Origin of the sequence: Cellulosimicrobium sp. 4261 (assembly GCF_040546915.1) — a bacterium.
GTDB classification, from domain to species: Bacteria; Actinomycetota; Actinomycetes; order Actinomycetales; family Cellulomonadaceae; genus Cellulosimicrobium; species Cellulosimicrobium cinnabarinum.
On the sequence record NZ_JBEPOQ010000015.1, the window covers coordinates 56,974 to 77,134 of the forward strand.

Genomic DNA, 20,161 nt, shown 5'->3' on the forward strand with positions numbered 1-20,161 from the left:
GACGCTCAGCGACGTGTGGCCGCGGCGGGCGGGGGTGCGGTGCTCGCGCGCTCGACGAGACGGGTGGGCACGAGCCGCGTCCCGGTCTCGGCGACGCCGTCGTGCACCTGGCGCAGGACCTGCTCGACGCACCGACGCCCCACCTCGGCGAAGTCCTGGTGGACGGTCGTCAGGGGCGGCAGGAACTCGCTCGACTCGGGCAGGTCGTCGAACCCGACGACGCTCACGTCCTGCGGCACGCGCCGGCCCGCGTCGTGCAGGGCGCGCACGAGCCCGAGCGCCATCTGGTCGTTCGCGACGAACACCGCGGTCACGTCGTCGTCCTCGGCGAGCCGCCGCCCGGCCTCGTAGCCCGACGCGGGCGACCAGTCGCCCCGCTCCGGCTCGGGCACCGGACGGCCGGCGCGCTCCAGCGTCTCGCGCCACGCGACGGCCCGGCGCTCGGCCGCGAAGGAGCTCTCCGGGCCGGCGAGGTGGTGGACGGTGCGGTGGCCGAGGTCGAGCAGGTGCTGCACCGCCTGGCGGGTGCCGTCCGCCTGGTCCGTGTCGACGACGGCGTACGCGTCGCCGGCGTCGGAGTCGGCGACCACGACCTTCACCCCGGGCGGGAGGTTGACTCGCGCCACGTCGAGCAGGTGCACCTCCATGAGGAGGATGATCGCGTCGACGGCCAGCTCGCCGAGGCGCGTGAACGCGCCGTGCACGCCACCCTGGGTCGGCGCGGCGACGGGAATGACGGTGATCGCGTAGCCCTGGGCGGCCGCGGACGTCGCGATGGCCTCCAGCGTGCGGACGTTGCCCGTGGTCGCGAGCGAGAAGAGGATCACGCCGATGGTCCGGAACGTGCCGCTCTTGAGGGCGCGGGCCGCGCTGTTCGGCCGGTAGTCGAGCTCGGCCATCGCGGCGAGCACGCGGGTCCGCGTCTCCTCCACGACCCCGGGGTGCCCGTTGGCGACGCGCGACACGGTCTGCGCGGACACCCCGGCCATCCGGGCGACGTCGGCCATCGACACGCGGCGGACGTCGTGCGGCCGGCGGGCCCGGGCCGGCTCGACGGCGGGGACCGTCTCGGCGACCGGAGCGGTCCGCCGCTGCGGCGCCGTCGTCGTGACGGGGGCGTCGTCGTCGAGCCGGTTGGTCATCCGTCGTCCTCGCGGTCAGTGGCGGCACAGCTCCAGCGCTGGTTCGGCGCCGTCGCGCCGACGTCGACCACCCTAAGCGATGTTTGCGCAAACATCGAATGTCGTGCATGCTGATGTTTGCGTAAACAAGGGCGACGACCGGCGTCCCCTTCCCCCGACGACGAGGACACAGCATGACGACGACGTCCCCACCCGTGGCAGGAGCGTCCCTGCCATCGGTCGACGCACCTTCGTCCCCCCGCACCCGACGCCACCGGCGCTCGTGGGTCGGCTGGGGCTTCGTGGGTCCGTTCATGGCCGTGTTCGCCCTGGTGTTCCTCGCACCCATCGCGTACTCCCTGTACCTGAGCCTGTTCCGCACGCAGATGGTCGGCGGCACGCACTTCGTGGGCCTCGACAACTACGCCCGGGCGTTCTCGGACCCGCAGTTCTGGGAGGCGCTCGGGCGCGTCAGCCTCTTCCTCGTGGTCCAGGTGCCGATCATGCTCGGCCTCGCGCTGCTCGTCGCCCTCGCGATCGACAGCGGCCGGCTCTACGGCAAGTCGTTCTTCCGCATCTCGATCTTCCTGCCGTACGCCGTCCCGGCCGTCGTCGCGACGCTCATGTGGGGCTTCATGTACGGCACACGGTTCGGGCTCGTCGGCAACATCAACGACGCGCTCGGGGTCTCGCTGCCCAACCCGCTCTCCCCCGACCTCGTGCTCGCCTCGATCGGCAACATCGTGACCTGGGAGTTCGTGGGCTACAACATGCTCATCTTCTACTCGGCGCTGCGGGTGATCCCCACGTCGCTGTACGAGGCCGCGGAGCTCGACGGGGCCAGCCAGTGGCGCATCATCTCGGCGATCAAGCTGCCCGCGATCCGCGGCGCGCTGGTCATCGCGACGATCTTCTCGATCATCGGCTCCTTCCAGCTCTTCAACGAGCCGAGCATCCTGCAGGCGCTCGCCCCGAACGCGATCACGACGTACTTCACCCCGAACCTGTACGCGTACTCGCTGTCCTTCTCCGGGCAGCAGTACAACTACTCGGCCACGGTCGCGATCATCATGGGCGTCGTCACGATGATCGTCGCCTACGTGGTCCAGCTCCGCGGCATGCGCAAGGAGGCCTGAGACCATGACCACCGCGACCCCCACGGCCTCCGCCGCGTCCCGCCCCGGACCGAAGCCCGTCCGCCTCCGCACGCCCCGGCGTGCCGCGTACTCCGCCGACAAGCCCCGCCGCAGCGTGCTGCTCACCGTCCTGACCGGCGTCGTGCTCGTGTACTCGCTCGTCCCGCTCGTCTGGCTCGTCGTCAACGCGACGAAGACCCAGCCCGACCTCTTCGACAGCTTCGGGCTGTGGTTCGGCAGCGAGTTCGCGCTGGTCGACAACGTCGTCCAGACGCTCACCTACGACGACGGCATCTTCGTCCGCTGGCTCGCCAACACCCTGCTCTACGTGGTCGTGGGCGCCGGCGGGGCCACGTTCCTCGCCGTGATGGGCGGGTACGCGCTCGCCAAGTTCGACTTCCCCGGCAAGCGAGGCGTGTTCGCGACCGTCATCGGCGCCGTCGCGGTGCCGGGCACGGCGCTCGCCGTGCCGACGTTCCTCATGTTCAGCCAGATGGGCCTGACGAACACTCCCTGGGCCGTGATCATCCCGTCGCTGATCTCCCCGTTCGGCCTCTACCTCATGTGGACCTACGCCGCCGAGTCGGTGCCCCAGGAGCTGCTGGAGGCCGCCCGCGTCGACGGCGCCAACGAGGCCCGCACGTTCTTCCAGGTGTCCCTGCCGCTGCTCGCGCCCGGCATCGTCACCGTCCTGCTCTTCACCATGGTCGCGACCTGGAACAACTACTTCCTGCCGCTGATCATGCTCAAGGACCCCGACTGGTACCCGCTGACCCTCGGGCTCAACGCGTGGAACGCCCAGGCGGCCACCGCGGGCGGACAGGCGATCTTCAACCTCGTCATCACCGGCGCGGTCCTGACGATCCTGCCCCTCGTGATCGCGTTCCTGTTCCTGCAGCGCTACTGGCAGTCCGGCCTCGCGGCCGGCTCCGTCAAGGAGTGACGGTCCGACGCCGGACCGTCCACCCACCCGCCGGCACCCCGGCGCACACCCCCACCCGCACCACCCCACGCACCACCCGTCCGTCTGACGACGAAGTGAGAGGAACCCGCATGTCCCCCATCACCCGCAGGTCGCGCCGAGCGACCGCCGCCATCGCCGCCACCGGCGTCCTCGCCCTCGTGCTCACCGCCTGCAGCGGCGGGTCGGGCGGCGGGAGCTCCGACGACGCGGAGAGCGCCCTCGAGGAGGGCGGCACGATCACCGTGTGGGCCTGGGACCCCACGCTGGAGAGCGTCGCCGCCGACTTCGAGGAGGAGAACCCCGGGGTGACGGTCGACATCGTCAACGCCGGCACCGGCAACGACCAGTACACGGCCCTCCAGAACGCGATCGCCGCCGGCTCCGGCGTGCCCGACGTCGCGCAGATCGAGTTCTACGCCCTCCCGCAGTTCGCGCTCTCCGAGGCGCTCACCGACCTCTCGTCCTACGGGGCCGACGACCTCGACGGCACGTTCACGCCCGGCCCGTGGGACGCCGTGACGCAGGGCGACGGCGTCTACGCGCTGCCGACCGACTCCGGCCCGATGGCGCTCTTCTACAACAAGCGCGTGTTCGACGAGCACGGCATCGCGGTACCGACGACGTGGGACGAGTACGTCGAGGCCGCCCGGGCGCTGCACGCCGCCGACCCCGGCGCGTACCTCACCAACGACACGGGCGACGCCGGCTTCACGACCTCCATGATCTGGCAGGCCGGCGGGCGCCCCTACCAGGTCGACGGGACCGACGTCACCGTCGACTTCTCCGACGAGGGCACGCAGAAGTTCGCGACGACGTGGCAGCAGATGATCGACGAGGACCTCGTCGCGCCCGTCACGTCGTGGAGCGACGAGTGGTACCAGGGCCTCGCCGACGGGTCGATCGCGAGCCTCGTGATCGGCGCCTGGATGCGCGGCAACCTCGAGACCTCGGTCGAGTCCGCCTCGGGCGACTGGGCCGTCGCGCCCATGCCGCAGTGGGAGGCCGGCGCCGACGTCACCTCCGAGAACGGTGGCAGCTCGCTCGCCATCCCGGCGGCGAGCAAGAACCAGGACCTCGCGTGGGCGTTCCTCGAGTACGCGACGGTCGGTGACGGGATCGCGACCCGCGTCGCCGAGGGCGCGTTCCCCGCGACCGTCGCCGAGCTCGAGGCCGACGACTTCACGCAGCAGGAGTTCGAGTACTTCGGCGGCCAGAAGGTCAACGAGGTCCTCGCGGACTCCGCCGCGCACGTCGCCGAGGGCTGGGCGTACCTGCCGTTCCAGGTGTACGCGAACTCCGTCTTCAACGACACCGTCGGCAAGGCCTACGTCTCGGGCACCCCGCTCGCCGACGGGCTGACCGCGTGGCAGGACGCCACGGTCACCTACGGCAAGGACCAGGGCTTCACCGTCAACGAGTGACGCGCTGACACCGTCACCCCCGGGGGGGGGGGGGGGGGGGGGGGGGCGGCCGCCCCCCCCGCCCCCCCCCCCCCCCCCCCCCGCCCCCCCCCCCCCCCCGGGGGGGGGGGGGGGGGGCCCCCCCCCCCCCCCCCCCCCCACCTCCCCGAGGACGCCGTCGCGCGTCCTCCCGACCGGCCGGGCACCGCCCGTCGCCGCGCACCGTCCCGCTAGGAGCACGCATGTCTTCCCCCACCCCGTTCCGCTGGCTGCGCCGTCCCGGGCCGCACACGCCGCCGGGCGAGCCCGGTGCGTACACGCCGTCGGGCCTGTCCTACGGCGCGGACTACAACCCGGACCAGTGGCCGCGCGAGGTCTGGGACGAGGACGTCCGCCTCATGCGCGAGGCCGGCGTGACGGTGGTCTCGCTCGCGATCTTCTCGTGGGCCCGCATCCAGCCGACCGAGGACACGTGGGACTTCGCGTGGCTCGACGACGCGATGGACCTGCTCCACGCGCACGGCATCACGGTCGACCTCGCGACGGCGACCGCCTCGCCGCCGCCGTGGCTGACGACGAAGCACCCGGAGATCCTGCCGCAGACCCGCACGGGCGAGACCCTGTGGCCGGGCGCGCGACAGCAGTGGCGCCCGACGTCGCCGGTCTTCCGGGAGCACGCGCTGCGCCTCGTGGAGCGCATGGCCGAGCGGTACGGCGACCACCCCGCGCTGGTCGCCTGGCACGTGTCGAACGAGCTCGGCTGCCACAACGTCTACGACTTCTCCGACGACGCGGCCGCCGCCTTCCGCGCGTGGCTGCGCGACCGCTACCCGACGCTCGACGCGCTCAACGCCGCGTGGGGCACCGCGTTCTGGTCGCAGCGCTACAGCGCGTGGGACCAGGTCCTCCCGCCGCGGCTCGCGGCGTCGCACCCGAACCCCACCCAGCAGCTCGACTTCAAGCGCTTCTCGTCCGACGCGCTCCGGCAGTACCTGCGCGCGGAGGCGGAGATCCTGCGCCGCGTCACGCCGGACGTGCCCGTGACGACGAACTTCATGGTCATGGGCGAGACGAAGGGCATGGACTACGCCGCGTGGGCGGACGAGCTCGACTTCGTCTCCAACGACCACTACGTGCTGCCCGGCCCGCAGGCGCTCGACGAGCTGTCGTTCTCCGCGAACCTCACGGGCGGCATCGCCCGGCACCGGCCGTGGTTCCTCATGGAGCACTCGACGAGCGCGGTGAACTGGCAGCCCGTGAACGTCGCGAAGAAGCCGGGCGAGCTCGCGCGCGACTCGCTCACCCACGTGGCCCACGGCGCCGACGCGGTCTGCTACTTCCAGTGGCGCCAGTCCGCGGCCGGCGCGGAGAAGTACCACTCGGGCATGGTCCCGCACGCGGGCGAGCGCTCGCGCCTATTCCGTGACGTCGTCGCGCTCGGCGCGACCCTGCGCGACCTCGCGCCCGTCGCGGGCAGCACGCAGAAGCCCGCGCGCGCCGCGATCGTCTTCGACTGGGACTCGTGGTGGACGAGCGAGCTCGACTCCCACCCGACGGACCGGCTGCGCTACCGCCAGGAGGCGCTCGACTGGTACTCGGCGTTCCTCGCTCTCGGCGTGCGCGCGGACGTCGTGCCGTCCGCGACGGACCTCGCGACGTACGACGTCGTCGTGGCGCCGGTGCTGCACGTCGTCCCGGCCGGCCTGCGCGACCGCCTCACGGCGTTCGTCGAGGCGGGCGGCCACCTCGTCACGACCTACTTCTCGGGCGTCGTGGACCAGGACGACCACGCCTGGCTCGGCGGCTACCCGGGCGCGCTGCGCGACCTGCTCGGCATCCGGGTCGAGGAGTTCGCCCCGCTCCTGGACGGCGAGAGCGCGACGGTCGAGCTCGCGGGCGAGCAGCTCGAGGGCACGGTGTGGACCGAGCCGGTGGACGTCGTCGACCCGGACGTCGAGGTGCTGGGCTGGTACAAGACCGGCGAGCAGGCCGGGCGTGCCGCGGTGACGCGCCGGACGGTCCGCAGCGGGGACGGCACGGGCGCCCGCGAGGGCTCCGCCGCGTACGTCTCCACGCGGTTCGGCCGCCAGGGCCTCGTCCCCGTGCTCGCCCGCCTGCTCGACGACGCGGGCGTGCGCAGCGAGCTGCCCGCCGCCGTCCGCGGCGACGTCGAGCTCGCGGTCCGCACCGACGGCACGGACGACTTCTGGTTCCTCGTCAACCGCACGGCCCGCCCGGTCGAGGTGCCCGACGTCGCGGGCGACGTCCTCGCCGGGCGCCGCCTCACGGCGTCGGGCACGAGGGCCGGCACGGCGGAAGGCACGGCGGAGGCCGCGGTGGAGGGCACGGTGGAAGGCGCGCTGCTGCTCGAGCCGCGCGGCGTCGCGGTCGTCCGCCGCCCGGCCGAGCCGACCCCGCCGAGGAAGCAGCCCGCCACCGCGAGGTAGAGCCCCGGTACCACGAGGTAGAGGCCCGGTACCCCGAGGTAGAGGCCTGGTAACGCCGAGGTGGAGGCAGCGGTCGCGGTCGTCGAGACCACGCCTCTACCTCGGCAGACCAGGGCTCTACCTCGGCAGACAGACCCCCGCGGGAACGACCCGCACCCGGTGCACCCCGCCGGTTCGCAGCGACGCGAAGGAGGTGGCTCAGGGATGAGCCCGACCGAGACCGACACGACCACGCGGGGTGGACCACCCGGTCCTCGCCGCACGGGCCCGGGCGGCCCGGCCGCCCGCCGGACGGGGGCCCGCGTCGTCGCGGGCCTCGGCGCCGGGGCGCTCGTCGCGGGCTGCGCGCTCGCGGCCCTGCCCGCGCAGGCCTCGCCCGCGGGCGCGGTCGCCGCGACCGGCACGACGGCGGCCCCCGCCGACGTCGCGGGCGTCACCGTGACGCCCGACCCGTCGTACGCGGGCGCGCCGTTCGAGGGCTGGGGCACGAGCCTCGTGTGGTTCGCCAACGCCACGGGCGGCTACCCGGACGAGATCCGCGACCGGCTCGCGGACATGGTGTTCGGCGACGAGGGCCTCAACCTCAACATCGCGCGCTACAACGTCGGCGGCGGGAACGCTCCCGACGTGCCGGACTACTTGCGCGCCGGCGGCGCCGTCGACGGCTGGTGGAAGGCGCCCGAGGGCACGACGCGCACCGACGTGGACTGGTGGGACCCCGAGAACCCGGACCACTGGGACGAGGACGCCGACGCGACGCAGCGCTGGTGGGTCGACCGCATCAAGGACGACGTCACGCACTGGGAGACGTTCAGCAACTCCCCGCCGTGGTTCATGACCGTGAGCGGGTACGTCTCGGGCGGGTTCAGCTCGACCGCGGACCAGCTCAAGACGGACAGCATCGACGACTTCGCGGCCTACCTGGTCGGCGTGACCGAGCGCCTCGAGGACGCGCACGGCATCGAGGTCGACACGATCGACCCGTTCAACGAGCCCAACACCAACTACTGGGGCACGCAGCTCGGCGCCGACGGCAACCCCACCGGCGGCCGCCAGGAGGGCGCCCACATGGGCCCCGCGCTCCAGGCGAAGGTCGTCCCGGCGCTCGCCGCGGCGCTCGAGGGCTCCTCGACCGACGCCGTGATCTCGGCGATGGACGAGACCAACCCCGGCACGTTCGCGACCAACTGGAACGCGTACCCGCAGGCGGTCCGCGACCAGGTGTCGCAGCTCAACGTCCACACCTACGGCACGGGCCAGCGCACGACGGTCCGCGACATCGCCAAGGGCGAGGACAAGCCGCTGTGGATGAGCGAGGTCGGCGGGAACTGGAGCTCGACGGGCCAGGACTTCGAGACCATGGAGTCCGGCCTCGGCAGCGCGCAGCACATCGTCGACGACCTGCGCGAGCTCGAGCCGAGCGCGTGGGTGTTCTGGCAGCCGGTCGAGGACTACGCCAACATGGCGCCCGGCGGCGAGAGCGCGAACGGCATGAACTGGGGCGAGATCCAGATCCCGTTCGACTGCACCGCCGAGGACACGCTCGAGACGTGCCCGATCTACACGAACACGAAGTACTGGGCGACCCAGAACTTCACGCACTACATCGAGCCGGGCGACTCGCTGATCCGCTCGGACGACGCCAGCAGCACGGCCGCGGTGTCGGCCGACGGCACGTCCGCGACGGTCGTGCACGTTAACGCCACGAAGGCCGAGCGCGCCGTGACGCTCGACCTGTCGAAGTTCGGTGCGGTCGGGTCCGATGCGACCGTCACCCCCGTGGTCACGAGCACGGCCGGCTACCTCGTCGAGGGCGAGCCGGTGGCCGTCACGCCGGGCACGGACGGCCCCAGCGCGACGCTCGTCGTGCCGGCCGAGTCCGTGACGACGTTCGTCGTCGACGGCGTCTCCGGCGTCGCGGACGACGCCGCGCTCGTGCAGGGCGGGCACGCCTACCGTCTCGACGGCGTGCAGGCGGACCGCTCGCTCGCGCCGTCGGCGTCGGGCACGGGCGTCGTGATCCGCACCGACGCGCCGGTCGCGGAGCAGGCGTGGGAGCTCACGGCGCTCGGCGCCCCCGAGGGCTCCGGCACGCACCGGACGCGCTACGCCGTGACGAACGCGGCCACGGGCCGCCAGCTCGCCGTCGCGGCCGACACGTCCGCCGTCCTCCAGGACGCGCCCGCCGACGTCGCGGACACCCCGCTCGCCGCGCAGTGGATCCTCTCGACGACCGGCGACGGCACCTTCACGCTCGTCAACGCGTCCTCGAAGACCCTCCTCGAGGTCGGCGGCCAGGCGACGGCGGACGGCTCGCCCGTGGGCACGTACCTCGCGAACTCGGGCGTGAACCAGCGCTGGCGGATCGTCGACGAGACGGTCCTCGGCACCGAGCCCGTCCGGGCGTTCACGACGCCGGGCACCGCGCCCGAGCTGCCCGCGACGGTCACGCCGGTCTACCGCGACGGGGCGCGCGGCGCACTCCCCGTCTCGTGGGCCGTGCCGGACGACGACGCGTGGGCCGAGCGCGGCACCGTCGAGGTGGCGGGCACGGTGGCCACCCCGACCGGCGGCGAGGTCGCCGCGACGGCGACCGTCGTCGTCGACGAGCTCACGTCCACGCTCCCCGCGCGCGCCAAGGCGTACGCGGGCGGCACCCCGGCCCTGCCCGCGACCGTCACGGCGGTCGCCGCGGGCGGCGCGGAGGTCGAGCGCCCCGTGGTCTGGGACGACGCCCCCGCGGGCGCGTACGACGGCGTCGGGGTCGTCGAGCTCACGGGCACGGCCGACGCGGGGGCGGGCGACACGCTCCCGGCCACCGTCCGCGTCCAGGTGACCGAGGCCGCGTCCGCCAACGGAGCGCTCGTCGCGGGCACGACCGCCGGCGCGACGTTCACCGAGCCGGGCTACGCCGTCGGCGGTGTCGTGAACGGCAACCTCACCGACAAGGCGTGGTCGAACTGGGTGTCGGGCACCAAGCGGGCGTCCGACACGCTCACGGTCACGCTCCCGGGCGACCGCGACGTCACCGGCGTCGTGACGCGCTTCTGGAAGGACGGGTCCAGCGCGAGCTGGGCGCAGTCCGTCCGGCTCCAGGCGCTCGTGGGCGGCACGTGGACCGACGTCGGCGCGCCCGTCACGGTGGACGCCTCGCCGGACGGCCCCGCGCCCGCGGTCGAGATCCCTGCGGACGTGCGGACGTCGTCCGTGCGCGTCGTCCTCACGGCGCGGGCGAACACCCACCTGGTGGTCTCCGAGATCGAGGTGCTCGCCAAGGTGCCGGGCACGGGGACCGACGCCGCGGCGTCGGGCATCACCGTGGCCGGCGAGCCGCTCACCGGGTTCGACCCGGCCGTCACGACGTACGACGTGCCGGTCACGGGCGACGTGCCCGCCGTCGAGGCGGTCGCGCACGACCCCTGGGCGACGGTCGCGGTCGAGGCCGCGGACGGCGTGCCCGGCACGACGACGGTGCGCGTCACGGCCGAGGACGGCACGCAGCGGGCGTACGCCCTGCGCTGGACGGCCGACGCCGGTGCGGCGCCCGTGGCGGTCACCGCCGAGACGCGGTGCCTGGCCGGCAAGGTGTACGTCGCGGTCCGCGCCACGAACGACGGCCACGCGCCGCTCGACGTGACGCTCGCGACGCCGTACGGCACGCGCACGGTCGCCGCGGTGGCGCCGGGCGCGAGCGCCTACCAGTCGTTCGCGTCGCGCGCGGCGTCCGTCCCGGGCGGGACGGCCGTCGTGACGGTCGACGGGTTCGCGCCGCTCGAGGTCGCGTTCGACGCGCGCTCCTGCTGAGCCGTCCGGCCGCCCGGCGGGTCGGGTCGGCGTCGTCCGCGACGCCGTCCCGGCCCGCCGTGCGGCCCTCGTCGTGGCTCCCCCGCGCCGCCCTCCGCGGCGCGGGAGAGGCACGTCACCCGACGATCGCGGCCACGCCGCGACACTGCCTCGCGTGCGTCGGCGGAGCCGCGTACCGTATCCCGGGTGCCCGGTACAGTGCCGGGACCGAGGAGGAGCCCACCACCGTGACCCCCACCACGAGCGGAGACGTCCTGACGACGGCCGGCGGCACGCGCTGGACCATGCGCGGCGAGATCGACGCCGCGGTCCAGGCCCGGCGCGAGGACGAGCTGCTGCGGCTCGCGCAGTCGGCCGACGGGCGCATCCACATCGACCTCGGCGCGGTCACCTTCATGGACTCGGGCGGCCTGCGCCTGCTCTACCACGCCGCCACGGCCGGCTCGGGGGCACCCGTGCTGGAGCGCGTCCCGCGGCGCGTCCGCGACCTGCTCGAGCTCAGCGGCGTCGCCGAGCTGTTCGAGCTCACCGACGACGCCGGACCTGCCGAGGACGAGGCGTGACCTTCGCCCACGCGGCGGTACCGCCCGGCTTCGTCGAGATCGGTGCCTGGCCGCTGCGCACGCTGGCGGACCTCGCCACCCTGCGGGAGGGCCTGCACCGCATGCTCACCGGCGCCCCGCTGCCCGCGGACCGCGCGCTCGAGGCCACGCCCGAGCGCGTCGTCCTCGTCGCGAGCGAGCTCGCGACGAACGCGCTGCGCCACGGCCTCCCCCCGACGCAGGTGCGGCTGCTCAGCGACGGCCGCGAGCTCGTCGTGGACGTCGTCGACCACTCGCCGGACGTCCCGGTCGTCGCGGGCCGGCGGTCACCGGGCGCGGGCGGGTTCGGCCTCGTGCTCGCGCAGCGCGCCTCGACGGCCGTCGGCTGGTTCCGTGCCGGCACCGGCGAGAAGCACGTCTGGGCGCGCTTCGACGTCCCCGTCTTCCGTGGCGGGGCCGGCGTGCGCAGCGCGCTCCTCCCGATCGGCTGACGCCCCGCCGTCACGCACCCTCCGCCGCGGCGCGGCTCCCCCCGCCGCGCGGCTCGGACGCCGCACTTCCCGGGGGCACCTCAGGCGTCGCGACGCACCAGGAGCAGGGTCGCGTCGTCCGCGGAGCGCGGGTCGCGCGCGGCGGCGACGACGCCGTCGACGTCGACCGTCCCCGGCTCCGCCGCGAAGAACGCCGCGAGCCGCCGGAGCCCGTCGAGGATCGACTCCTCGCGCCGCTCCACGAGACCGTCGCTGTACAGCACGAGCGCGCCGCCGGGCGGCACCTGGACGTGCTGCGCGGGCGGCACGCGGTCCACGAGCCCGAGCGGCGGCACGATCGCGCTCTCCGTCCAGCTCGTCGTGCCGTCGGGCGCGACGACGAGCAGCGGCGGGTGCCCCAGCGAGACGTGCTCGACGACGCCGGTCACCGGGTCCAGCACCGCGACGGCGATCGTCGCGACCTCGCCGGGGAGCGTCCAGCGCGCGACCTCGCCCAGGAGCGTCACGGCCTCGACCGCGGAACCCGTGCTCACGAGCGCGGCGCGCAGCGTCGTCCCGAGCTGGCCCATCGTCGCCGCGGCCTGGAGCCCGTGGCCCGTCACGTCGCCCACGACGAGCGCGAGCCGCCCGGACGGCAGCACGAGCGCGTCGTACCAGTCGCCGCCCACGAGTCCCGTGCCCGCCGACTCGTAGCGCGACTGCAGCGTCCACCCCGGGACGTCGGGCAGGAGCGCGGGCAGGAGGCTCCGCTGGAGCTCCTCCGTCGCCCGCACCGCCTTGCGGCCGCGCAGGTAGAGGGCCTCGACGAGGTGGCCGCGCAACGACGTCGCGACGTCCGTCTGGTCCGACGTCCAGGGCAGGCTGTGCCCGCGCACGACCTCGCGCCACCGCTCGAACGACTTGCGCGGGCTGAGCCGCACCGAGTCGTCCTCGCCGCGCGCGATCTCCTTGTTGTACGGGTCGCCGCCCCAGTCCACGTGCCGCAGGACCTCGTCGCGCACCCACAGCACGACCTGCCCCTCGGGCAGCACGATGCCGAGGACGCCCGCGACGTCGGGCACGAGCGCCGCGACCTCGGGCGCGTCCCGGTGCAGGGCGTCGGTCGTGACCAGGTCCTCGCCGTGCCCGAGGACCCACGCGACGAGCGCGCGGCACCCGTCCTCGTCGGGCACGTTGCCGACCGCGATGAGCCCGCCCTCCGCGACGACGGCCGCGCCGTCGGCCCGGACGAGGCGCCGCAGCCACCCCGAGCGCGTCAGGGCGATGCCGATGGGGACGCTCTCGTCGCGGCTGTCCGCGGCGAGGTGCGCGAGGACGCCCTCGGCGCGCCGCACCTCGATCTCCCGCTCGTCCTCCGCCTGGGAGACGAGCCGGACCGAGAGCGCGGACCCGAGGAACTCCGCGGCGGTGCGGACCTCGAAGGGCGGCTCGTGCGGCCCGGAGTAGTGGTGGCACGCCACGAGCCCCCACAGCCTGCCGTCGCGCAGGAGCGAGATCGACATCGACGCCCGCACGCCCATGTTGCGCAGGTACTCGAGGTGGATCGGCGAGACGCTGCGCAGCGTCGAGTACGTGAGGTCGAGGGGCGCGCCCGTCGTGGGCAGCAGCGTCGGGACGACCGGCTGCGGCGCGTAGTCCACGTCCGCGATGAGCCGGATCCAGTTCTTCTCGTACAGGGCGCGCGCCTGCGGCGGGATGTCCGACGCCGGGTAGTGCAGCCCCAGGAACGCGTTGAGGTCGTCCCGGCGCGCCTCGGCGACGACCTCGCCGTTGTGGTCGGCGTCGAAGCGGTAGATCATCACGCGGTCGAACCCCGTGAGCGCGCGCACGTGCCGGGCCGCGTCGTCGTACAGCTCGTCGAGCGTCGCGGCGCGCTCGAGGTCGCGCAACGCCTGCCGGACGGCGAGGTAGGTGTTGGGGAACGTCAGCGGGCGCGCGCCCGACGCGGTCTCGATCTCGACGACGAGCACCGGCTCGGACCCCGGGCCCTCCGCCGGCAGCGGGGGCCGGTGGAGCACGGCGTCGACGTCGAGCGGCCGCCCGTCCCACCGGTCGAGGTGCAGGGTCACGGGGTTGCGCGTCGCGAGGTCCGCGCCGTCCGCCGCGTGCTCGAGCAGGTCGCGCGCGGGCTCCGCGCCGAGCGCGTCGGCGAGCGGCCGACCCGCGAGCACCTCCGCGGGGACGCCGAGGTGCCGTTCGACGTTCGCCGACGCCTGGAGCAGCACGCCGTCGGCCTCGCGCACCACCAGCAGGACCCCGCGCGGCTGGATCATGCCGGGGACGTGGATGGGTTCGCGGGCGCAGTTGTCGAGGTCCACCGCCTCGCCGGGCGCGAGAAGCTCCGGCTCGTCGACCGTCCTGGTCACGATCCTCCGTCCGGGCATCGCGTCCAGGGACGGTTGCCGTACTACGGTCGGCGGACCACCTGGGCTCGAGGATCCGGAGACGCGTGCCCCAGGCTACCGCGCGCCGGGACACGCTCGTGCGCCGGGCTCCCGGGCGTCGTCGGACGAGCCCCGTGACCGACACCACGGAACTCCGCGGTAGCGTCGTTCGTCGGACGAGCGGGAGCCCGGACCGCCCGCCCGGACCCCGACGACCAGAAGGTGACCCATGAGCACGACGACGACCCCCCTCCTGCGCGCCAGCGGCCTCGCGGCCGGCTACGGAGGTCCCGACGTCGTGCACGGCATCGACCTCGACGTGACCCCCGGCACCGCGCCGGTCGGGATCGTCGGGGAGTCTGGTGCCGGGAAGTCGACGATCGTGCGCGCGCTCGTCGGCCTCGTGCGCCCGACGGCGGGCCACGTGACGTACGCCGAGCGGACGGTCGGCAGGCTCTCCCGCCGGGACAAGAAGCAGTTCACGGCGGACGTGCGCCGCGTCTCCCAGGACGGTCTCGCCGGCATCGGCATCGACCCCCGCTGGACCGTGGACCGCACGCTGTCCGCGGCGCTCAAGGATGCGCGGCGCGCCGGCCGCCCGAGCGGGCGGTCCGTCGAAGACCTGCTCGGCGACGTCGCGCTCGAACCCCGGTACGCGCCGCGCACCGTGCAGTCGCTCTCGGGCGGCGAGAAGCAGCGCGTCGCGCTCGCCGTCGCGCTCGCGACGCGCCCCCGGGCGCTCCTCCTCGACGAGCCGCTCACCGCCGTCGACCCCGCGATGCGCGGCGACGTGGTGCGGCGCCTCGCCGACGCGACGGCCGCGCTCGGCACCGCCGTGCTGCTCGTCTCGCACGACCTCGAGCTCGTCGAGCGGATGTGCCCCACCGTGCACGTGCTCGCCGACGGGACGTTCGTCGCGTCGGGGTCGCTGCGCGACGTGTTCGCGGGCACGGCGCCGGGCGCCGACCACCCGGCCGTCCGCGGCCTCGCGGAGGCCGCCCCGCTGGCCGTCCAGCGCTTCCGCTGACGTCCGGGAGAACTCGTCGGCGGGCCGTGTCGAAGACCGGGGTCCGCCGTCCGACGTCCTGGTGAACCCGCCTCCACGACACTACGGTCGAGGAGGCACTCACCGAGGAGGAACGTCATGCGAGTCGTGGTCATGATCAAGGGCAGCGGGGCCGACGAGGACAAGATCGCCCCGACGCAGGAGATGCTCGCGCAGATGGGCGAGTACAACGAGCAGCTCGTCCAGGCCGGCATCATGCTCGACGGGCAGGGCCTGCAGCCGACGTCCCGGGGCGCGCGGGTCGTGTTCCGCGGCGGCGAGACCTCGGTCGTCGACGGTCCTTTCACCGAGTCCAAGGAGATCGTCGCCGGGTACTGGATCTGGCAGGTCTCCTCGCTCGAGGAAGCCGTCGAGTGGGCGCGGAAGTGCCCGAGCGACCCGAGCGCGGGCCTGGAGGAGGTGCTCGAGATCCGGCCGATCTTCGAGGCCGAGGACTTCGGCGCGGAGTACACGCCCGAGCAGCGCGAGAAGGACGAGGGCCTCGCCGACCAGATCCGCGCGCAGCACGGCGCCTGACGCCGGACCCGCACGACGAGGCCGGGCCCGGGCATGACCGACGTCTCCCGCACCGTCGACGCCGTGTGGCGCATCGAGTCGCCGCGGCTCGTCGCCGGTCTCGCCCGCACCCTGCGCGACGTCGGCCTCGCCGAGGAGGTCGCGCAGGAGGCGTTCGTCGCGGCGCTCGAGCAGTGGCCGATGCAGGGCGTGCCGGACAACCCCGGCGCGTGGCTGACGACGGTCGCGCGCCGCCGCGCCGTCGACCTGGTCCGCCGCGAGCGCACGCGCGACGAGAAGTACGCGCGGCTCGCGGCGGACCTCGCCGCGCCCGGCGGGTGGGGAGGCCCGACGGCGCACCCCGCCGACGGCGGCGCCGTCCTCGTCGGTTCCGTCCCGGCTCCCGACGCGGTCGTCGAGGACCCGGTGGGCGACGACCTGCTCGCGCTCGTCCTCGTCGCGTGCCACCCCGTGCTGCCGCGCGAGTCCCGCGTGGCGCTCACGCTGCGCCTCGTCGGAGGCCTGACCACCGACGAGGTCGCGCGGGCCTTCCTCGTGCCGTCCGCGACCGTCGGGCAGCGCATCTCGCGGGCGAAGCGGACGCTCGCCGAGGCGCGCGTCCCGTTCGCCGTCCCCCAGGCCGACGAGCTCGCCGAGCGGGTGCCCGCCGCGCTGGAGGTCGTGTACCTCGTCTTCTCCGAGGGCTACGCCGCGACGTCGGGCGACACGTGGGTGCGGCGCGAGCTCGCCGACGACGCGATGCGCCTCGGGCGCGTGCTCGCCGGGCTGCTCCCGGCCGAGCCGGAGGTGCACGGGCTCGTCGCGCTCATGGAGCTCCAGGCGTCCCGCTTCGCCGCGCGCACCGGGCCCGACGGTGCGCCCGTGCTCCTCGAGCACCAGGACCGCGCGCGCTGGGACCGGCTCCTCGTGCGCCACGGGCTCGACGCCCTCGACCGCGCGCTCACGCTCGGCGCGCGGGCCGGACGGGCGCTCGGCGCCTACTCGCTCCAGGCCGCGATCGCCGCGTGCCACGCGCGCGCCCGGACCTGGGCGGAGACCGACTGGGACGCGATCGTCGCGCTCTACGACGCGCTCGCGTCCGTCGCGCCGTCGCCGGTCGTCGAGCTCAACCGCGCCGTCGCCGTCGGGTTCGCGGACGGCTCGGCGGCCGCGCTCGCGGTGCTCGACGGCGTCGCGGACGACCCTCGGCTCGCGCGCCACCACCTCTACGGGGCCGTGCGCGGAGACCTGCTCACCCGCCTGGGTCGGCACGCCGAGGCGGCCGACGTGCTCGAGCGCGCCGCCGCCCTCGCCCCGACCCGCTACGAGCGCCAGCTCCTGCTCGAGCGCGCCGCCGCCGCGTCGTCGTCGGCCGACCCACACACTGCGTGACCCGACCACCCCGCGAGGTAGAGCCCTGGTAGCAACCAGGGCTCTACCTCGCGCGACCGGCGCTCTACCTCGCGAGGACGGACTCGATGGTGGCCTTCTCGTCGTCGGTGAGGGGCGGCGCAGAGAGCGCCGCGACGTTGTTCTCGAGCTGGCGGACGCTGCTCGCCCCGACGAGGGCGGAGGTGACGCGCTCGTCGCGCAGCACCCAGGCGAGGGCGAGCTGGGCGAGGGTCTGGCCGCGGGCGCCCGCGATCTCGTTCAGCGCCCGGGCACGCTCCAGGTACGTCTCGTCGAGGTTCTTCTCGGACAGGAACGGCGAGTCCGGGCGGGCCGCGCGCGACCCCTCGGGTGCCGACCCGGACAGGTAGCGGTCCGTGAGCAGGCCCTGCTGGAGCGGCGAGAAGACGATGGTGCCGACGCCGAGGTCGCCCACGACGTCGAGCAGCGACTCGGTCTGCACGCCGTCGTACGCGTCCTCGTGCGCCGGGTCCTCGACGTGGCGGTTGAGCATCGAGTAGCTCGGCTGGTGGATGAGCAGCGGGGTGCCGAGGTCGGCGAGGACCGCCGCGGCCTCGCGCGTGCGCGCGGGCGAGTAGTTGGAGACGCCCACGTACAGCGCCTTGCCCTGCTGGACGGCGTCGTGCAGCGCGCGCATGGACTCCTCGAGCGGCGTGCTCGGGTCCGGACGGTGGTGGTAGAAGACGTCGACGTAGTCGAGGTTCATCCGCCGGAGCGACTGTTCGAGCGAGGAGAGCAGGTACTTGCGCGACCCGCCGTCGCCGTAGGGGCCGGGCCACATGTCGTAGCCGGCCTTCGACGAGATGACGAGCTCGTCGCGGTACGCGCCGAGGTCCTGCGCGAGGTGCCGGCCGAAGTTCTCCTCCGCCGAGCCGTAGGGCGGGCCGTAGTTGTTCGCCAGGTCGAAGTGGGTGATCCCGAGGTCGAACGCGCGGCGCAGCACGGCGCGCTGGGTCTCGAACGGGTTCACGTCCCCGAAGTTGTGCCACAGACCGAGCGAGATCGCGGGCAGGTCGAGGCCGCTGCGCCCCGTCCGCCGGTAGGTCATGGTGTCGTAGCGGTCGTCGGCGGCGAGGTAGCGCGGGGCGAGGGGCATAGGCCCATTCTGGCGTGCGCCGGCCGCGACGCCCACCCCGGCCCACGACCGGGCCGCCCGGGCGTCCCGTCCCTCGTGCCGGGGACGCGGTGCCTTCCTAGAGTGGCCGGGTGAGCGTCGTGTACACGGTGGGGCACTCCACGCGTCCGGTCGAGGAGTTCCTTGCGCTCCTCCGGGGAAACGACATCCGCCGTCTGGTCGACGTCCGGACGGTACCGCGGTCGCGGCACAACCCCCAGTTCGGCCAGGACGCCCTGGCGCCCGTCCTGCGGTCCCACGGGATCACGTACCGGTGGGTGCGCGCGCTCGGCGGCCTGCGGCACGCCCGTCCCGACAGCCCGAACGGCGCGTGGCGCAACCTGTCGTTCCGCGGGTACGCGGACCAGATGCAGACTCCGGAGTTCGGCGCCGCGGTCGACGACCTCGTGCGGCGCAGCGCCCACGACGACCTCGTGCTGATGTGCGCGGAGGCCGTCCCGTGGCGCTGCCACCGGTCGCTCGTCGGGGACGCGCTCGTCGTCCGCGGTGTCGAGGTGCGCGACATCGTCTCCGACGCCGCGCCACGGCCCCACACCCTGACGTCCTTCGCCCGCGTCGAGGGCACGCGCGTCTGGTACCCGCCCGAGCCGGACCACACGGCGGGCTGACGCAGCGGGCTCGTCGCCCCGCGTCAGCGGGTCGGGGTCTCCACGACCTGGCCCGCCCACGCGAAGCCGCCGCCGAAGCCGAAGAGGAGCGCGGGGACGCCCGCGGGGATCTTGCCCGCGTGCCACCACTTGGAGAGCCCGAGCGGGATGGACGCCGCGGACGTGTTGCCGGACTCGACGATGTCCGTGACGACGACCTTGGACTCCAGCCCGAGCGCCTTCGCGAGGGGCTCGATGATGCGCAGGTTCGCCTGGTGCGCGACGAGCACCTCGATGTCGTCGAGCGAGACGCCGGAGCGCTCCACGACGGTGCGCGCGCGCTCGGCGGCGCGCGTGATGGCCCACTTGAAGACGGCGCGACCGTCCTGGGCGAACTTCTCCTGCGGCGCCTCGATGAGCACGGCCGGGGTGAGGTCGGGCTCGGAGCCCCAGGTGACCGGGCCGACGCCGGGCCCGTCCGTCGCGCGCAGCACGGCCGCTCCGGCGCCGTCGGCGGTGAGGATGCACGTGCTGCGGTCGGTCCAGTCGGTGAACGCGGTGAGCTTCTCCGCGCCGATCACGACGGCCGTGCGGGCCGAGCCGGCGCGGATCGCCTGGTCGGCGAGGCCGACGGAGTGGGCGAAGCCGGAGCACGCGACGTTCACGTCGAGCACCGCCGGCCCGACGACGCCCCGCAGGTCCAGCTCGGACGCCTCCTCGGGCGTCGACTGCCCGGGCATGACCCCCGTGCGCAGGTGGTACGCGACACGGCCCGCCGTGTTGGGCGAGCGGTCCGTCGCGGTCGCCGTGGCGACGATGACGAGGTCGACCTCGGCCGGGTCGACGCCCGCGTCGTCGAGCGCGTGGCGAGCCGCCGCGGTCGCCATGTCGGCGACGGTCGTGTCGTCGTCCGCGACGTGCCGCGTGACGATGCCCGTCCGCGAGCGGATCCACTCGTCGTTGGTCTCGACGAGCTGCGCGACGTCGTCGTTCGTCAGCGTCTTCTCGGGCTGGAAGTGACCGAGGCCGACGATGCGCGACCCGGCCGCGCCGGTGGCGGGAGTGAGCATGAGGACGATCATGTCACGCGGCCGCTCGTCGTCAGAACGCTCCGCGCGACCTCCGGGAGGTCGTGCGCCACACCTGTGACGTACCGTCGGGAGGTCCGCCGTCGTGCCA

The 20,161-nt window shown here is 74.3% G+C and carries 15 protein-coding genes; 11 read left to right on the forward strand and 4 right to left on the reverse strand.

Features of this window, described 5'->3' with window-relative positions:
- Positions 1–5 precede the first annotated feature (5 nt).
- Positions 6–1,007, reverse strand: a complete 1,002-nt coding sequence (locus tag ABIE39_RS16025) for a LacI family DNA-binding transcriptional regulator (RefSeq protein ID WP_043654319.1) — start codon at positions 1,005–1,007, stop codon at positions 6–8.
- A gap of 308 nt (positions 1,008–1,315) precedes the next feature.
- Between ABIE39_RS16025 and ABIE39_RS16030 the strand changes: the two genes are divergently transcribed.
- The 7 genes from ABIE39_RS16030 to ABIE39_RS16060 all read left to right on the forward strand — a co-directional run bounded on the left by ABIE39_RS16030 (position 1,316) and on the right by ABIE39_RS16060 (position 11,905).
- Positions 1,316–2,257 (forward strand): carbohydrate ABC transporter permease, encoded by a 942-nt coding sequence (locus ABIE39_RS16030; protein WP_114553153.1) that lies wholly within the window; start codon positions 1,316–1,318, stop codon positions 2,255–2,257.
- Between the two features lie 4 nt (positions 2,258–2,261).
- Entirely contained in the window at positions 2,262–3,200 is a 939-nt protein-coding gene (locus ABIE39_RS16035; RefSeq protein ID WP_043654299.1) for a carbohydrate ABC transporter permease, read from the forward strand.
- Between the two features lie 110 nt (positions 3,201–3,310).
- Positions 3,311–4,642 (forward strand): ABC transporter substrate-binding protein, encoded by a 1,332-nt coding sequence (locus ABIE39_RS16040; RefSeq protein ID WP_043654300.1) that lies wholly within the window; start codon positions 3,311–3,313, stop codon positions 4,640–4,642.
- A gap of 221 nt (positions 4,643–4,863) precedes the next feature.
- Entirely contained in the window at positions 4,864–7,068 is a 2,205-nt protein-coding gene (locus tag ABIE39_RS16045; protein ID WP_354052544.1) for a beta-galactosidase, read from the forward strand.
- A gap of 204 nt (positions 7,069–7,272) precedes the next feature.
- On the forward strand, positions 7,273–10,872 hold the full coding sequence (locus tag ABIE39_RS16050) for an RICIN domain-containing protein (protein WP_354052546.1): 3,600 nt from the start codon (positions 7,273–7,275) through the stop codon (positions 10,870–10,872).
- A gap of 227 nt (positions 10,873–11,099) precedes the next feature.
- Positions 11,100–11,435 carry an STAS domain-containing protein gene (locus tag ABIE39_RS16055; RefSeq protein ID WP_228485224.1) on the forward strand — a complete coding sequence of 112 codons (336 nt, stop codon included), beginning with the start codon at positions 11,100–11,102 and terminating at the stop codon, positions 11,433–11,435.
- Complete coding sequence (locus ABIE39_RS16060) at positions 11,432–11,905, forward strand: ATP-binding protein (protein WP_209828385.1); 474 nt, start codon at positions 11,432–11,434, stop codon at positions 11,903–11,905. The genes ABIE39_RS16055 and ABIE39_RS16060 overlap by 4 nt, the downstream gene beginning before the upstream one ends.
- Before the next feature lie 80 nt (positions 11,906–11,985).
- Here ABIE39_RS16060 and ABIE39_RS16065 read toward each other — a convergent pair whose 3' ends face one another.
- A complete protein-coding gene (locus tag ABIE39_RS16065; RefSeq protein ID WP_354052548.1) occupies positions 11,986–14,271 on the reverse strand; it encodes a SpoIIE family protein phosphatase in 2,286 nt (761 codons plus the stop codon).
- Positions 14,272–14,518: 247 nt separating this feature from the next.
- Here ABIE39_RS16065 and ABIE39_RS16070 point away from each other — a divergent pair, with 247 nt between their 5' ends.
- The 3 genes from ABIE39_RS16070 (at position 14,519) to ABIE39_RS16080 (ending at position 17,242) form a co-directional block, all read left to right on the forward strand.
- Positions 14,519–15,316, forward strand: coding sequence for an ABC transporter ATP-binding protein (locus tag ABIE39_RS16070; RefSeq protein WP_354052550.1), 798 nt, complete (start codon positions 14,519–14,521; stop codon positions 15,314–15,316).
- Positions 15,317–15,433: 117 nt separating this feature from the next.
- On the forward strand, positions 15,434–15,871 hold the full coding sequence (locus tag ABIE39_RS16075; RefSeq protein WP_354052552.1) for a YciI family protein: 438 nt from the start codon (positions 15,434–15,436) through the stop codon (positions 15,869–15,871).
- Between the two features lie 33 nt (positions 15,872–15,904).
- Positions 15,905–17,242: an RNA polymerase sigma factor gene (locus ABIE39_RS16080; RefSeq protein WP_354052554.1), complete on the forward strand. Its 1,338-nt coding sequence runs from the start codon at positions 15,905–15,907 to the stop codon at positions 17,240–17,242.
- A gap of 64 nt (positions 17,243–17,306) precedes the next feature.
- Here the strand turns inward: ABIE39_RS16080 and ABIE39_RS16085 are convergent, their stop codons facing one another.
- Positions 17,307–18,356: an aldo/keto reductase gene (locus tag ABIE39_RS16085; protein WP_354052556.1), complete on the reverse strand. Its 1,050-nt coding sequence runs from the start codon at positions 18,354–18,356 to the stop codon at positions 17,307–17,309.
- Between the two features lie 110 nt (positions 18,357–18,466).
- Here ABIE39_RS16085 and ABIE39_RS16090 point away from each other — a divergent pair, with 110 nt between their 5' ends.
- Complete coding sequence (locus tag ABIE39_RS16090; protein WP_354052558.1) at positions 18,467–19,003, forward strand: DUF488 domain-containing protein; 537 nt, start codon at positions 18,467–18,469, stop codon at positions 19,001–19,003.
- A gap of 23 nt (positions 19,004–19,026) precedes the next feature.
- Here the strand turns inward: ABIE39_RS16090 and ABIE39_RS16095 are convergent, their stop codons facing one another.
- Positions 19,027–20,052 (reverse strand): 3-oxoacyl-[acyl-carrier-protein] synthase III C-terminal domain-containing protein, encoded by a 1,026-nt coding sequence (locus tag ABIE39_RS16095; protein ID WP_354052560.1) that lies wholly within the window; start codon positions 20,050–20,052, stop codon positions 19,027–19,029.
- Between the last annotated feature and the right edge of the window lie 109 nt (positions 20,053–20,161).